Source organism: Gramella sp. MAR_2010_147 (genome assembly GCF_900105135.1).
Taxonomy (GTDB): domain Bacteria; phylum Bacteroidota; class Bacteroidia; order Flavobacteriales; family Flavobacteriaceae; genus Christiangramia.
Map to the genome: position 1 here is coordinate 2,250,479 of NZ_LT629741.1, position 16,974 is coordinate 2,267,452.

Genomic DNA, 16,974 nt, shown 5'->3' on the forward strand with positions numbered 1-16,974 from the left:
ATTGAAATTTCCTCTATATATCGCCAAAAGGTATCTTTTTACAAAAAGTAAAAGCAATGCCATTAATATTATTACCATTATCGCGGCGATTGGAGTATTTGCAGGTGCATTTTCTTTATTTGTAGTGCTTAGCGGATTTTCAGGACTAAGAGATTTCAGTCTTTCCTTTTCCAATGAATTTGATCCAGACCTTAAAGCTTTTCCGAAAGAAGGTAAGGTGATCAGGATTTCTGAAGAACAAATCATTCGGCTTCAGCAAATTGAAGGTGTTGAAAGTTTCAGCAAGATCATTGAAGAAAGGGTTATTCTTACCTATAAATCTAAAGAGCAGCCAGCCTATATTAAAGGTGTGGATGAAGAATACAGAAGGGTGAATCAAATTGATAGTGCCATTGTATTTGGAACCTGGCTTACTAACAGTGAACCACAGGTGGTGATTGGAAACGGACTCTCAAGGTTGCTGGATGTTGGAACATTCAATTATCAAAACCTCCTTAAGATCATGGTGCCCAAACCCGGGAAAGCTGCCATTACTATGACCAATCTTCAGGATGCTTTTAGTGCCCGGCAAACAATTGTGAGCGGAATTTACAGCGTAAATGAGGAACTGGATGATAAATATGTGTTTACCCACCTTAATTTCGCGAAAGATCTTCTGAATCTTGATGAAAACGAATATTCTGCGATTGAGTTCAAACTACATCCTGAAATTTCTACAGATCAGGTGACTGAAGAAATCAAAAAAGTATTTGATGGTAATGCAAGCATTAAAACACGTGCAGAATTAAATGACGCATTAAACAAAATGCTAAATTCTGAAAACCTGTTCGTTTATCTCATATTTACACTTGTACTTACCATTGCATTATTTAATGTGGTAGGATCTATTATTGTAATGATCCTGGACAAACGAGAAAACATCAAAACGCTTCATAGCCTGGGTGCTACTCCAAATCAAATCAAGAATATTTTCTTTTTACAGGGGATGCTAATGACAGGTTTAGGCGGAATTATTGGGCTAGCTGTTGCAGTAATTCTAATTATACTTCAGATGAATTATGACCTTGTCATGATCACCCCTAATTTACCTTATCCTGTAGCAATGGAGGTTGAAAATATCTTTATTGTTCTAATTACCATTTTCACACTTGGACTCATTGCCTCGTATATTGCAGCAGGAAGAAGTAAGAAAGCACTCAGCTAAGCAAATTCATATCCTGCAAATTCTCTCTCCACTTCATCAAATGCTTTAAAAACATCTATAGAATGATCACTGGTCACCATTTTCATTCGGTATTCCTTAAAGTGAGGAATACCTTTGAAATAATTTGTATAATGGCGTCTGGTTTCAAAAACACCTAGGCGTTCTCCTTTCCAGTCGATCGACATTTGAAGATGTCTCCTGGCCGCATCTACTCTTTCTTCAAGCGTTGGCGGAGCCATATGTTCGCCGGTTTTAAAGTAATGCTTAACCTCTCTAAAGAACCAGGGATAACCAATACTTGCACGACCTATCATCGCACCATCCAATCCAAATTTATCACGCATCTCCACCGCTCTTTCAGGTGAATCTACATCTCCGTTTCCGAAAACCGGAATATGCATCCTGGGATTATTTTTTACCTCAGCAATTGGAGCCCAGTCGGCTTCCCCTTTATACATCTGTGCCCTGGTTCTGCCGTGAATAGAAATTGCCTGGCAGCCTACATCCTGAAGTCTTTCAGCAACCTCTATGATCTTGATAGAATCGTGATCCCAGCCTAATCTTGTCTTTACCGTTACTGGCAATTTAGTATGTTTTACCATAGCTTCTGTCAAAGAAACCATTAGATCCACATCTTTTAGAATACCCGCACCGGCACCTTTTGAAACCACCTTTTTTACTGGACATCCAAAGTTAATATCAATAATATCAGGACCTGATTTTTCAACAATTTCAACAGACTGAAGCATGGATTCCAGGTTAGCTCCAAAGATCTGTATACCAACCGGGCGTTCTTTTTCGTAAATATCAAGTTTCATGGTGCTCTTAGCTGCATCCCGAATAAGCCCTTCAGAAGAGATAAATTCAGTATACACCACATCTGCTCCCTGCTCCTTACAAAGCGCACGAAATGGCGGGTCACTCACATCTTCCATCGGTGCCAGAAGCAACGGAAAGTCTCCTACATCTATATTTCCAATTTTTGCCAAAACTACTGTATTTCAGTTGGCAAAATTACTAAATAAAATGAATTGATTAAAAATACTGAGATAAAGTACTAATCCAGCACCGATTGTTCTTTTAAACGCTCACTCTCTTCAGCATTAATCGCCCTGCTGTTATCATTCAGTTTAAAATTACCAAATTTGTAGATGAGCCCAAGTCTAAGCATCCTGGATTCCGGTTTGGCAAAAAACCCGTTATTCTGATTGAGGTATTGAGATTTTAACGGAATATTCATAGAATTAAAAGCATCTTCAAGATTCACGGTTGCGGTAAGCCTGGAATCAAAAAAGGTCTTTTTAAGCCCCAAAGTTAATCCATATTGTGGTTCATCAAATACATAAGATCCTGCAATAAAGGTTGGTAAATAAGTCCCTATAACTTCTGCTGAAAAACTACCGTCTTTGCCCAGGATGAAATAATTATACGCCTGAATATAAGTGCTTAAAACATCATTTTTCACAAGCTGTCCGCCACTTTCAAGAGCCGGGAATTCATTTTCCATATAGAAAAAGGAAGCATAGGTAGAAAGCACCCACCAGTCATTTAAATATGAGTAATACGTTACATCAAAACTAAATTGCTGTTCGTAATTCATATTCAGGTTCACGCTTCTCAAATTTCTGTTTTCATTATCCTGAAAAGGTAATAGTGCTATGGAATTCTCTGCTCTGTCCCAATATAGATCAAAGAACCATGTATTCTTATAATTATAATTAAAGGTGATCTTATTTGAAATTGAAGGCATTAAATTAGGATTACCTTCCTGAAAATTATTTTCATTTATGAAATAACGATAAGAATTCAGGCTTTGAAATCTTGGTCTTGAAATTCGGCGGCTATAATCAAGTCCAAATGAATGGTCCTCTTCAGGTGAATATGAAACATAAAAGGTGGGGAAAAGTTCAAAATACTCCTGGGTATTCACGGTTCCAAAAGTTCTGGAATCTCCCTGCACATCTGTATACTCACCACGAAGCCCAAGCTGCATTGCCCATTTTTCCCAGTCTTTAGAGAGACTCACATAGGCCGCATAAATATTTTCATCATATACAAGGCCATCAGATAACGCAGGATCAAAGCTACGTAAACCATCATTTGTATTATAATAGTCCTGTCCACTTTCTGTATTCAAGCCTGAATATTTTACACCGGTTTCAAAATCTGTAGAACCTAATGGAGTAGAAATATCAATCTGCCCTGTATAGATCTCACTATTTTGCTTTGCTTCTGTAGTAAAAGAATTATCTCTTATAAAACTTCCATTTTCTTCAAAGTAATTTGTCATGATATGCTGAAACTGGCTGTTATCATAGTTTATATAATTTCCAATCGCAGATAGGCTTCCATTTTCACCCAGACTGGTATTATACGTACCGGCCAGAAGTATATTGTCTGTGTTGCTGTGTAAGCGAGTGTCTGTAGTAAACAAAGAATCCAGAGCATTCGTATTGTCATAGATATTCGTTAAACCATTAATATCACTATCTGAATCTGGCGTTATTTGAATATTGGCACTTAAACTTAATGTGCTTGCCTCGCCAAGCGTAAAATCGAGAATCGTATTAAGGCTGTGAGAATACATATAAGTATTCTTTTTAAAATCTGTGATCCAGCGCGATTCTACTTCAGAATTAGGTGCATAAAATTCTATGTAACTCTCATCGTTTTTGTAGAGATCCCTTTGATTGTAATTATAACTGGCGTAAAAATTAAGCCAGTCATTCTTGTAATACTGATTGGTTCCAATATTGTATTTAGGAACAACAGCAATAGTATTGGAGGCATTAATACTTCCTTTATAGCCTATAGAAATATTTTTTGAGGTTGTGATATTTAGAATAACTCCGCCTTCAGCATCGTATTTTGCAGGAGGATTTGTGATCACTTCCACCGTTTTTACATTTCCTGCAGAAAATCCTTCAAGCAACTGTTGAAGTTCCTGTGAGCTTAAATAAACTTTCCTGTCATTAATATAAACCGTCGCAGGCCTGTTCTTTACCAGTAAATTTCCCTGACTTACAATAACACCGGGAGTACGCTTTAAAATATCAAATGTATTGCCGGTAGACAAACTGGAGTTTTCAACGTCAAAAACCAATCGGTCAACTTTTCTGCTGATCTTAGGCCTACGGGCATTCACTACCACCTCATCCAGATTATCTGAAGACTCTTCTAAAGTAATCGGTTTAAGTTTTGTAGGACCTTTTACGCTGACTTCCTGAAGAAGTTCTGTGTATCCTACAAAAGAAACCTTTAATATATAGGTGCTATCCTTAACGTTCTCGATTAAAAAACTTCCATCATCTTCAGAGATTGTTCCTTTATATACACTTGTAGAGTCTGCTGCATTTAAAAGGATCACATTAGCAAAGGCCACAGGTGTTTTATCCTGATTTTGAATATTTCCGGAAAGTGAATTCTGAGAAAAGAAAACATATGGAATTAGTAGAATAAAAAGGGGAGCGAACTTAACTTTTGACATAAGTAGGTTGACGTAATCTTAAATAAAATATCGACAAATATAAAATTTATTAAACACTTCAACATATTTTTAATAAGTCTCTCGAGAAATCTATAAATATTTTAAAAATTAATGCGATTTAAATAAGTCTACTTTTCAAGGGAACCGTAAAGTATCTGCTGGATTTTAGTTCTTGTATTTAACTTATAAAGACGGGTGTTTTCCCGGGTTGGAAGCACCCTGTTAGACAGAAAAATATACAATAGATCTTCCTTTGGGTCCATCCATACCATGATACCCGTGAATCCCGTATGACCAAAACTATCTGAGCTAACATCTTTTGCAGTATTACTGTCTTCACCCCTGTAATCAAGGTATGGTTTATCAAAAGCGATAGCCCTGTGATTATCATTTTCAGGAAATTGAGTTTTTGTAAATTCCTGCACAGTAGCTTCCTCTATATATCTTACACCACCATATTCACCCATATTCAAATACATTTGCATCAATTTTGCCAGATCATTCGCATTAGCGAAAAGCCCCGCATTGGCTGAAATACCACCCATCATAATAGCTCCTTCATCATGTACATTTCCATGGATTTCTTCATGTCTAAAATTGAAATCGCTTTCGGTAGGTACAATTCTATTCATAGGAAATTTTTCAGAAGGATTATAATTAACGGTTGTAGCTCCTAATTTTTCATAGAAGTTCTGGTTGATATAGGTTTCAAAATCTTCTTTGGTGATACGTTCTACCACTGTAGGCAATAAGTAGAAAACAAGTCCTGAATATTTATATTCTGCTTTGTCCTCCAAAGGAGACTTTTTAATCGCTTTAAATATTTTATGTTTATAATTTTTATGCAACCACAGCTCTTCACTAACTTTTACCGGATACCTGGCCGAGGAATCTTTTTTGAAAGTGTTCCATTTAAAACTTCCATTATCCCTTAATGTATTTTTCCAGTAGGGGATCCACGGCTTAAAACGTGCCTGGTGAGCAAAGATTTGCCTAAATGCGATTCCTTCTTTATTTGAATTTTTAAAATACGGCAGATATTCCTCTATACCAGCTTCAAGATCAAACTTACCTTCATCATATAATTTCATTATTGCCGGCAGAGCGGTAGATATCTTACTAACCGAAGCCAGATCATAGATATCAGATCTTTTTACCTTTATAGTATCGCTGTATTTATGAAGGCCATAGGCTTTGTGAAAAACTACTTTTTGATCTTTGGCTACCAGTACCACTCCTCCTGGAATAGCTTTTGCCGCCATCGCTTCATTCATAAGTGAATCTATTCCTGTTCTTAATTCTTCTGAATTCATCCCTGCATCTTCGGGTGTACTGTATTTAAAACGATTGCCTGCTTTAAGATCCAGACCATCCCCTGCTTTAAATTTCTCACCTACAGTGACAGGAAGTTTCCCCCAAGCTCCCACTCCTCCAAATATTAATTGCGCTGAAAGTTCCTGAGTAAGTTCAGAATCCTGATAGGCTTCAATTAAAACATCAGATTTTTCAATATTTTCAAGTTTATCGATGACATAAGGATTCTTAAAGAGACTAAAAATGCTATTCCTTTCTTGTGAAAGTTCTGAAATTAATGTTTTCACCTCCTCAGAAAGGTCTATTTCATTTCTGGGACGTATACTAAAATCATGTAGCCCAACAATAACCAGGTTATAATCTTTTAAATCCTCTTTAAGATCATTTACTTCTGAAGCATTCGCTTTACGGTCCAGCTGAAAATTTTTGACTTTCATATACAGGTTCAGCGATTTCTGAAAATTGGTTGTTTTCTTAGCACCAATAGAAATTGACGCAATTTTCAATGTATCCAGTCTTTGTAACGGCACCAGAGATGTTTCGTTCTTCAGCAAGGTTAGGGAAGCTTCAACCAACCTTCGGTTTAACCATTCAGCACCACCACTATTGATCTCTTTCTCTATATTTTTTACTGAAAGTGGTTTGTAATTATTTAAACCTACCCATTGCTTTACGGCCAGTATTTTTCTACAGCGACTATCAATTTCAGCTTGTGAAATGAGTCCGCTACGAATGGCGTTTCTAATTTCAGCAATCGCTTTCGGGATATCTTCTGAAAATTCAAGCAGGTCATTTCCGGCAAGTATCGCTTTTTTGTCTACTTCTCCAGGCTCATTACCTTCTGCTACTCCTTTCATATTCATAGCGTCGGTTACGATCAAACCTTCAAAACCAAGACGTTCTTTTAGAATTCCGGTAATGATTGGCTTCGATAATGTAGAAGGAGTTCCAGTTGAATCCAGTGCAGGAATATCTAAATGCGCCACCATAACCCCGCCTATTCCGGCATTTATCAATTCTTTAAATGGATACATCTCTAAATCATCAAGTCTTTCAAAAGGATGATTGATCTGGGGTAAAGCATAGTGCGAATCGGTATCGGTATCTCCATGCCCGGGAAAATGTTTTGCCGTAGCCAGCAAATTCTGACTTTGCATTCCTTTCATATAGGCGATTCCCTTCTTAGAAACATTCAGTTTATCTTCTCCAAATGAACGGTAATTGATCACCGGGTTCTGCGGGTTATTATTCACATCTACCACCGGCCCAAAATTCACATGAAGGCCGGTACGCTTAATTTGCCGTGCTATTTCCACCCCCATATCATAGATTAATTCCTCTCCCTGAATTGCCCCAAGAGCCATTTGGTAAGGGTAACTTATTGTATTATCCAGTCTCATCCCAAGTCCCCATTCCCCATCTATTGCTCCTAATAAAGGGACCTCCGAGGCGAGTTGATAATCGTTCATTAGTTCCAGTTGAGCTTTAGGATTTCCCTGCATAAAAATGAGTCCGCCAATCTTATACTCCTTTATATGTCTTAAGATTTCCTGCTTATGATCTGCATCTTTATTGGAAAATGCCGGTATCATCAATAATTGCGCAATTCTTTCATCTACAGAAAGTTCTGTCATTACAGAATCTACCCACTTACTATTGGTATACTGAAGAAATTCGGGTTTTTCAGGACCGGAATTCTGTGCCGTAAGGTTCAATCCGAAAAATATTCCGGTGATGACCAAAAGAAATGTCTTATTTAATCGCATAGGTATAATTTCAAACTTTTATATAAATATTTTTTCTCTTCAGCAGATATCCTATTAACCACATTAATAGTATATAGGTAACGGCAAAAGCAAGAGATGCATTGTAATCGCTTATCCAGCTCAGGTAAAAATTAGTATAAAGCCAGCTTTTAAGGGGTTGACCGTCTATGTATATTATCGCCATTAGCATTACCACCACTCCTGACATTATAAAAACGAATAACGGGTTTTTCCCGAAAGATTCGAAAAAAGCAGTCCATCTTTTAAAACCTAATATTTCTATGATCAAAATTAACACTGCAAGAATGAGAAGGTCCCAACCTGTGCTATATAATACAAAGGAACTTGTCCAGATTCCTTTATTAATAGGAAAATAGAGAGACCATACCAGACCAATTCCCAGGAATACCAATCCTGCTGTTATTAGTTTGACGACCGTATTTTTATTGTTACCGAAAACCTGAATAAATTTTCCGGCTGCATAACCTGCAATTACATTTACAATGGCCGGGATCGTGCTTAAAAAACCCTCCGGATCAAAGGGAATACCAAAACCTTTCCATAGGTTTTCTTTTGGAAAAATTAGTAGATCGAACTTTAATGCAGCGTTATTCTCAATACTATAAGGATCTGGGTGAGAACCAAAATACCATAAAATAAACCAATAGGCCAGTAACAGGAAAGCACTGAATATCAAAGCGAATCTTAGCCTGAAGTAGTGCAAAATAAGAGAACCGAAGAAATAGCAAAGCGCAATTCGCTGCAATACTCCCATAATTCTAATTTTGCTAAGATCTTTAAGAACCAGCTCACCGGCTTCTCGGTATACAAATGGAAAAGCGCTCAGGAATAACCCAATTAAAAATATAAGTATGCTGCGTTTGAAGATTTTTCTTAAAAAAACTGCTTCTGATTGTTGTTCATATTTACCCAAGCTGAAACTTGCCGCGTTCCCTATTACAAATAGAAATGTAGGGAAAACGAGATCTGTTAACGTGAATCCATGCCAGTAAGCATGTTTAAATGGTGCGTATATGGTAGACCAGCTGCCTGGGGTATTCACCAGGATCATGAGAGCAATAGTCATTCCCCTAAGAACATCCAGGGCAAAATATCGTTGTCTGGAGGTAGATTTCACTGTCTTTTCCATACGTATAAGAAACTTGAAAGCCGCTACTTTATTTATATATCTATATCAATAATATATAAAAGTATAAATTTTTATTAATTAAATAATCTTTCATAAAATTTTTATTTAATTGTTTTAAAAAATGATTTTTTTTTATAATTTTAAATTCAGCTTAAGGAGATTTAAATAATTAAAGTATTTTGAGCTGAATAATAAATTTCAAATCTCTATATGACTAAAAGTTTACAGGATTTCCTTATCACTAAAGAGCTGGTAGCTGACATTAGTAATATCGAAAGGAAAAAGTTTCTTCAGAAGATCAAAATCATCAAGCACCTGTTTTTAAACGGCAGTACATCTAATGCTGAAATATGCGAAAAATTTAGCATCAGCCTTCCCACTTCCATGGCGCTCGTAAATCAGTTAATGGATCGCGGTATTGTAGTAAAATCAGGTCAGGGAAAATCTGAAGGTGGCAGAAAGCCCGATTTATACGGATTGAAGGAATTATCCTTTTTCGTATTAAGCATACACATTAAGCGATTCAAGATCAAAATCGCGGTTACAGACAATAATCATTCAATAATTACCGAAGAAACCATTGCGACTGAAATTTCTCCAAATTCCAACATTGTGGATCTGCTGCACGAAACCGCTGAGAATGTGATAGAACGATCAGGAATAGATACAGAGAAACTTCTGGGAATCGGGATAGGCATGCCAGGACTGGTATCTTCTACGGAAGGAAAGAACTTTACTTATTATCTCACCGAGCAGGAACCGGAATCTCTGAAAGAGAAATTCGAGAAAAAATTTAAAAGACCGGTAGTAATATTAAATGACACTAAAAGTGCCTGTCTTGCCGAATACAGATTCGGGATAGCAAAAGAAAAAGAAAATGTACTGGTAATTTCTATGGACTGGGGTATAGGCCTGGGAATTATAATGGGCGGGAAGATGCATACCGGCCATTCTGGATTTGCCGGAGAATTTGGCCATATACCAATGACCGAAGATGGCTTATTGTGTCACTGTGGAAAAAGAGGTTGTCTGGAAACTGAAGCTTCAGGCCTTGCGCTTGTTCGCAAAGCAAAGGAAGGTCTTAAAAAAGGAGAGACTTCTATTCTTAACAATCTTAATGCTGAAGATTTTGAAAAAATGGATCCTAGTGTGATTATTTCTGCAGCCAACAAAGGAGACCAGTTCGCCATTAACATTTTATCTGAAATAGGAATAAACCTGGGTAAAGGAATTGCCGTACTCATCCAGATCTTCAATCCTGAATTAATTATTCTTGAAGGAGAGATCGCACAGGCAAAACAATTTATTACCACTCCTATTCAGCAATCCACCAACACTTACTGTATGATGCAGCTTAAGGAAAAAACAAGTATAGAACTGTCAACCCTAGGTTCTAACTCCAGTTTGTTTGGTGGTACGATCGCTGTAATGGATAATATATTCAAAGAACAGGTAGACATACTTAAATCGAATCTGAATTAGACCAAAAGATTAACATAGTACAGAATTATGCCAAGACTAAACCTATTAGAAGAAACCCGATTTGAAAAATTAGCGGTAAGTGTATTTCCAGATGAACACATTGCATCTAAAAAGGTGGCACGCAGAATTGCTGATATCATTATTGCAAAACAAAAAAACGGCGAAAATGCGGTTCTTGGCCTGGCAACCGGGGCAACTCCCGTTGAGGTATATACAGAACTGGCGAGAATGCACAAAGAAGAAGGCTTAAGTTTTCAAAATGTGATCACCTTTAATCTGGATGAATATTACCCCATGCAGCCGGAAGCGAAACAAAGCTATGTCCGCTTTATGGATGAGCAGCTCTTTAACCATATTGATATAAAAAGAGAGCATATTCATGTTCCGGATGGGACATTGAAAAAGGAAAATATTGCCGATTACTGTCTTAACTATGAAAAAAAGATCACAGAAGTTGGAGGGCTGGATCTTCAAGTACTAGGAATTGGTAGAACAGGACATATAGGTTTTAACGAACCAGGTTCCGCGCCAAATTCAGGAACAAGGCTGGTTACTCTTGATGATCTTACCCGAAGGGATGCTTCCAGGGATTTTGGTGGTAAAGAAAATGTTCCTACCAAGGCAATTACCATGGGAATAGGGACCATTTTTAAGGCAAAGGAAATTATCCTGATGGCCTGGAGTAAGAAAAAAGCTCCTATTATTAGAAAGGCGGTAGAAGGAGATATCTCCTCCAGCGTTCCCGCTACATTTTTACAATTATCTGATAATGTAGAATTTATACTGGATAAAGATGCAGCATCAGAGCTTACAAGGTTTGATACACCATGGCTCGTTAAAGATTGTAACTGGACACCTCAGCTTGTAAAAAAAGCAGTTATCTGGTTATCCAGAACGGTAAATAAACCCATTTTAAAATTAACTGAAGAAGATTATAATTCTAACGGAATGGCACAACTGGCCACTGAACAGGGGCCTGCTTACGACATTAACATTAATGTATTTAATCAACTTCAGCATAGTATTACCGGCTGGCCGGGAGGAAAGCCGAATGCCGATGATTCCCAAAGACCGGAAAGAAAAGAGCCATCTCATAAAAATTCGCTTATTTTTAGTCCGCACCCTGATGATGATGTGATTTCCATGGGGGGTACATTTATTCGACTGGTAGATCAGGGACACGATGTACATGTAGCCTACCAAACTTCAGGAAATACAGCGGTTTGGGATACCGACGTGTTACGGTATATGGAATTTGCCATAGATTTCAAAAAAAGCATTGGCGAAGACGTATCTCAGTTCACTTCTATTTATGAGAAGATGAGAAGCTTTCTCAAAACAAAACAACCTAATGACATAGATCTCGAAGAGATCCAGGAAGTTAAAGGCTTTATTAGAAAAACAGAAGCGATCGCGGGAGCACGCTATGCCGGCCTTAAGGATGACCAGATCCATTTTATGGAATTGCCATTCTATGAAACCGGTAAAAGAAAGAAAAACCCGGTTACCGAGGTAGATATAAAACTTACAATGGAGCTGCTCAAAAAGATCAAACCTCATCAGGTATTTGCTGCAGGTGATTTTGCCGATCCTCACGGTACCCATATTGTTTGTTTCAGAATTATTATTGAAGCACTAAAACGACTCAAAGAAACGGAAGACTGGATAAAAGACTGTTGGTTGTGGTTATATAGAGGTGCATGGCAGGAGTTTCAGGTACATGAGATTGAAATGGCCGTTCCATTATCACCACAGGAAGTAATAAGAAAGCGACATGCCATTTTCCAGCATCAATCTCAAAAAGACAGGCCGGTTTTTCCCGGCGATGATGAAAGGGAATTCTGGATTAGAGCCGAAGAAAGAAATCGTGAAACCGCAGTTAATTACCACAAATTAGGACTGGCAAATTACGAGGCCATGGAAGCCTTTGTTCGCTGGGAGTTTTAAAATTATAACTATGAAGCGGTCCGGTTTATTAGGTTATGTTATTACTGCAGCATTTATTTGTTCCTGTGCTTCAAATCCTTATTCAAAATCAAACAAGTTTTATAAGAAACGTGCGAAGGAGTATGGAAAAGAATTATCTGAATTCACCCCTGAAAAAGATCGGGAATCAGATACACTTCAGTACGGAGAATATGCTGTTGGAACTACAAATTTCAACCTGAGAAAACCAAATTATGTGGTTATTCATCATACTGCACAGGATTCAGTTGAACAAACATTGAAAACATTCACCCTGCAAAGAACGCAGGTAAGCGCACACTATGTGATTTCCAGGAATGGGGATATTTATCATATGCTCAATGATTATTTCCGCGGCTGGCATGGAGGTGTGGGAATGTGGGGTAATAATACCGATCTTAACTCTTCTTCCATAGGTATTGAATTAGACAATAATGGTTATGAAGATTTTAGCCAAGAGCAAATTAATAGTTTGTTGGATGTATTAAAGAAGCTGAAAGATAAATTCAATATTCCCGCAAAAAATTTCATTGGACATTCAGATATTGCTCCGGGCAGAAAAGTCGATCCCAACGCTAATTTTCCATGGAAAATACTTGCAAAAGAAGGATACGGGCTTTGGTATGACGAAGAAAAACTTGAGAACCTTAAATTGTCATCAGACTTTTTTGGGCCTTTCCCTACCGGTTTTGAATTACAACCCGATTGCCAAAGCCTTCCCTTCTTAAACAAGTATATTTTTCCTGATGTAATCCCTGCCGACTTTAATTATGAAGTCGCTCTTAAAGTTATTGGATACGACATCTCCAACCTTGCTTCAGCAATTAAAGCTTTCAAACTTCACTTTATTCAGGAGGATTATGAAAATCCGGTATTAAGAAAAGAAGACCTGAAGGTACTTTATAACCTATACCAGAAATATCTCTAAAAAATATATATGTTCCGCTCCGTTCTTCTCTTCTGTCTTGTTAATCTTTTCCTTTTTAAATCCTTAGCACAAACACAGCAAATTTCTTCGGAAATTATAAGTCGGGAAGCCTGGGAAGCAAACGATCCAGTGATGAAAATGACGGCGCATACGCCCAGATTCATTACCATTCACCATACCGGAATGCCACAAAAACCAGAATTGAGTATTGAGAAAAAACTGAAGGGGCTTCAGAATTTTTCTCAGAAAGATTCAAAAATGGCGGATGGAAGCATTAAAAAAGCCTGGGCAGATGTTCCTTATCATTTTTATATCACAACCTCGGGTGAAATTGCAGAAGGCAGGAATATCAATTTTCAGGGGGATTCCAATACAGATTATGATCTAAACGGCCACGTTCTTATTGTAGTAGAAGGAGACTTCAATAAAGAAGAACTATTACCTGCGCAAAGGGAAAGTCTAAAAAAGCTGGTTTCTTATGTTTCTTCTGAATATAACATCCCCCTTTCCACAATTACAGGACATAAAGATCAGGCTGAAACAAGTTGCCCCGGCCAGGATCTTTACCAGGAACTGCCTGGTCTTAGGAATGATCCACGGGTTGTTGTTGGAGCTGAACGATTGCTGGAACCTCAATTTTTTAAGCATTTAGAAAATAAGCGCATAGGTCTTATTACTAATCATACCGGCGTGCTACCAAATGGAGAACACCTGGTAGATCTCTTACACCAGCATCCCGATACTGAACTATCTATTCTTTTTGGTCCGGAACATGGAATTCGCGGAGAAGAAGACAGTCATGTTGCAAACTCCAGGGATAAAAAAACCGGGCTTCAGGTGGTTTCTCTTTACGGAAAGATCCAGAAACCTACTCCAGAGATGTTGAAAAATACTGATGTTTTAATATTCGATATTCAGGATATTGGAGCCAGGTATTATACCTATATAAGGACTATGCTCTTCTCTATGCAAGCCGCCGCTGAAAACAAGGTGGATTTCATAGTACTGGATCGTCCAAATCCTATCTCCGGGCTGAATCCGGCAGGACCAATAGGTGATTCTTTAGGATATGTTGAGAATATTGAATCACTTCCTGTAATTCATGATATGACCATTGGCGAACTTGCTGAGATGTTTAATGAGGAGCGGAGGAAAGCCGGAAAATCTAAAGCTCAACTCATAGTAGTACCCTTGCAAAATTACTCCAGAACACTTTTTTATGATGAAACCGGATTGCCCTGGGTGAAACCATCTCCCAATATGCTTAACCTCACCACGGCCTTGCTGTATCCCGCAACCTGTCTTCTGGAAGGAACAAATTTTTCTGAAGGGCGGGGAACATTACATCCATTTGAATACATCGGGGCTCCCTGGATAAATTCTGATAAGCTTTCAGAAGATCTCAATTCTTTTGATCTACCCGGAGTAAATTTTCAACCGATCACATTTCAGCCAGAAAACACTGTAGACGGCATTAAGATCTACCCTCCAAAATTTATGAGCCAGAAGATTCCGGGAGTGAAGATAGTGATTACCAACCGTGACCAATTGAAACCTATGGAATTGGGAATTTATATTCTCTACACCCTTAAAAGTCAATACCCCAAAGAATTTGAATGGAACAAGACAAGGATTGATCATCTTCTTAAAACTTCTACAGTGAGGGAAATGCTGGAACAGGGTAAAACACCCAAAGAAATTATAGAAAAATGGAATAAATCTTTAGAGCATTTTGAGGCAAAAAGAAAAACCTACCTGCGCTACTAATTAAAAAGTCTTATCATGAAAACTTCTTATACATCCGCACTGCTTTTTATAATCTTTTCCCTTTCAACACTTAGTGCCCAGAATTTCAAATTTGCACAGATCACAGATACACATATTGGTACAGAAACGGCTAAAGAAGATCTGGAAAGAACCGTGGAAGATATCAATACGCAAGACCTTGATTTTGTAATCGTGACGGGGGATATTACTGAAATGGGAACCGATGACGAACTGGCATTGGCAAAAGAAATCCTGTCAAAAATAGAAATTCCGTACTACGTCGTTCCCGGGAATCATGATACCGGCTGGTCTGAATCTGGCGGAGTATCATTTATTAAAGAATTTGGCTATGACAAATTTGTATTTGAACATGAAGGTTATAAGATCATAGGATGTGCTTCGGGGCCTTATGTTAGAATGTCTGACGGTCATATTCCCAGAGACGCCATAGTCTGGCTGGACAGTGTCCTTACTTCCACATCCAAAGACCAGCGAATCATTTTTGCAAATCATTATCCTATAGATAATAGCTTTGATAACTGGTATGAAGTAACCGAGAGGTTGAAACAGTACAATACTCAGTTTGCAATATGTGGCCACGGACACAGAAATAAATCGATGAATTTTGAAGGAATTCCGGCCTCTATGGGACGTTCTAATTTGAGAGCTAAGGATTCTATTGGGGGTTATAGTATTATTTCTGTCACCAAGGACAAAGCTCTTTTTAATGAGAGAATCCCGGGTGTAAAAACTCTTGAAGCCTGGAGGAATATATATCTTGGTAAAAGATCTTACGATATGGAGAAAGAAGATTTTAAAAGACCTTCTTATAAAATCAATGATTCATTTCCACAGGTTAGCAAAAAATGGAGCTATCACTCGAATGCAAATGTGATCTCTACTCCTTCCAGCATTCAAAATGTAATAGTATTTGGAAACAGTACAGGAACTGTAGAGGCTTTATCAAAAGATACAGGAGAGAAATTATGGGAGTATTCCACAAAAGGAGGAATTTTCTCATCTCCAGCCGCCTATAGAAACTCTGTTATCCTGGCTTCAGGAGATGGAAATATTTATAGTCTGAATTCTGAAAATGGCAAGCTTCTATGGAAAACAAAAACGGGCGCTTCGGTTCTTGGTTCGCCAATTATAGAAAATGATATTGTTTACATTGGTGGCAGCGATGGTAATTTTAGAGCATTAAACGCCGCAACAGGAAAAGAACTATGGAAATTTGAAGGTCTAAAAGGACCTGTAGTTAGCAAAGCTTTAATTTATGACTCTAAGGTGATCTTTGGAGCCTGGGATAAATTCTTATATGCGCTCAATAAAAATACAGGGAGACTGGAATGGAAATGGTCTAATGATTCTCCTAATCGCATGTTTTCTCCTGCGATGGTGATTCCTGTTGCTGCCAATGATGCTATTTATATCGTAGCTCCAGACAGGTATATTTCAGCAATTAATGCAGAAAACGGAAAAACACTTTGGCGAAGTAATGAAGCCACGGTAAGGGAATCGCTTGGAATTTCAAATGATAAAGAGTTTTTGTATGCCAAAACAATGAATGATACCCTGGTTGCTTTTAAAACCACCAGAAAATCTCCGGAAATTGCCTGGAAATTAGATATGAATTATGGATATGATCATGTGCCATCCATGATCATAGAAAAAAATAAAACTCTATATTTTGGAGGCAGAAACGGTATTGTATTTAGTGTAGATCCCAAATCATGCAAGCAAAAATGGTCTTATAAAATAGATAACTCTATGATTAATACCGTGAATGTTATTAATGATCATCAGCTCGTTGCAGCGACAATGGATGGAAAAATTGTTCTTCTCGAGTGGAAGCCATAAAAAAAGGTCCCGCTAATTCAAGGGGACCTTTTACGTATTTAAACTAAACTA

Annotated in this window: 10 protein-coding genes; 6 read left to right on the forward strand and 4 right to left on the reverse strand. The window is 37.8% G+C overall.

The features are described from left to right. Position 1: 1 nt before the first annotated feature. Positions 2-1,204 (forward strand): FtsX-like permease family protein, encoded by a 1,203-nt coding sequence (locus tag BLT95_RS10245; protein ID WP_089665993.1) that lies wholly within the window; start codon positions 2-4, stop codon positions 1,202-1,204. On the opposite strand, the gene dusB is transcribed toward BLT95_RS10245, so the two are convergent. The 4 genes from dusB to BLT95_RS10265 all read right to left on the reverse strand — a co-directional run bounded on the left by dusB (position 1,201) and on the right by BLT95_RS10265 (position 8,921). Further along, entirely contained in the window at positions 1,201-2,193 is a 993-nt protein-coding gene (dusB, locus tag BLT95_RS10250) for a tRNA dihydrouridine synthase DusB (RefSeq protein WP_089665994.1), read from the reverse strand. The genes BLT95_RS10245 and dusB overlap by 4 nt on opposite strands. 68 nt (positions 2,194-2,261) lie before the next feature. Next, entirely contained in the window at positions 2,262-4,691 is a 2,430-nt protein-coding gene (locus tag BLT95_RS10255) for a TonB-dependent receptor (RefSeq protein ID WP_089665995.1), read from the reverse strand. Between the two features lie 128 nt (positions 4,692-4,819). After that, positions 4,820-7,771, reverse strand: coding sequence for a glycoside hydrolase family 3 N-terminal domain-containing protein (locus BLT95_RS10260; RefSeq protein WP_089665996.1), 2,952 nt, complete (start codon positions 7,769-7,771; stop codon positions 4,820-4,822). A gap of 10 nt (positions 7,772-7,781) precedes the next feature. After that, the gene (locus tag BLT95_RS10265) at positions 7,782-8,921 is read right to left on the reverse strand and encodes a DUF5009 domain-containing protein (protein ID WP_089665997.1); all 1,140 of its coding nucleotides are present in this window, start codon (positions 8,919-8,921) and stop codon (positions 7,782-7,784) included. Positions 8,922-9,131: 210 nt separating this feature from the next. On the opposite strand from BLT95_RS10265, the gene BLT95_RS10270 reads away from it, so the two are divergent. Genes BLT95_RS10270 through BLT95_RS10290 form a run of 5 tightly spaced genes read left to right on the forward strand, consistent with a single transcriptional unit; the run spans position 9,132 to position 16,923 of the window. Continuing rightward, complete coding sequence (locus tag BLT95_RS10270; protein ID WP_089665998.1) at positions 9,132-10,403, forward strand: ROK family transcriptional regulator; 1,272 nt, start codon at positions 9,132-9,134, stop codon at positions 10,401-10,403. A 27-nt stretch (positions 10,404-10,430) separates the two neighbouring features. After that, on the forward strand, positions 10,431-12,350 hold the full coding sequence (nagB, locus tag BLT95_RS10275) for a glucosamine-6-phosphate deaminase (RefSeq protein ID WP_089665999.1): 1,920 nt from the start codon (positions 10,431-10,433) through the stop codon (positions 12,348-12,350). 10 nt (positions 12,351-12,360) lie between these two features. Continuing rightward, on the forward strand, positions 12,361-13,296 hold the full coding sequence (locus tag BLT95_RS10280; RefSeq protein ID WP_089666000.1) for an N-acetylmuramoyl-L-alanine amidase: 936 nt from the start codon (positions 12,361-12,363) through the stop codon (positions 13,294-13,296). Positions 13,297-13,305: 9 nt separating this feature from the next. Further along, positions 13,306-15,063 (forward strand): exo-beta-N-acetylmuramidase NamZ domain-containing protein, encoded by a 1,758-nt coding sequence (locus BLT95_RS10285; protein WP_089666001.1) that lies wholly within the window; start codon positions 13,306-13,308, stop codon positions 15,061-15,063. A gap of 15 nt (positions 15,064-15,078) precedes the next feature. Then, positions 15,079-16,923 carry a PQQ-binding-like beta-propeller repeat protein gene (locus BLT95_RS10290; protein ID WP_089666002.1) on the forward strand — a complete coding sequence of 615 codons (1,845 nt, stop codon included), beginning with the start codon at positions 15,079-15,081 and terminating at the stop codon, positions 16,921-16,923. The last annotated feature ends 51 nt before the right edge of the window (positions 16,924-16,974 follow it).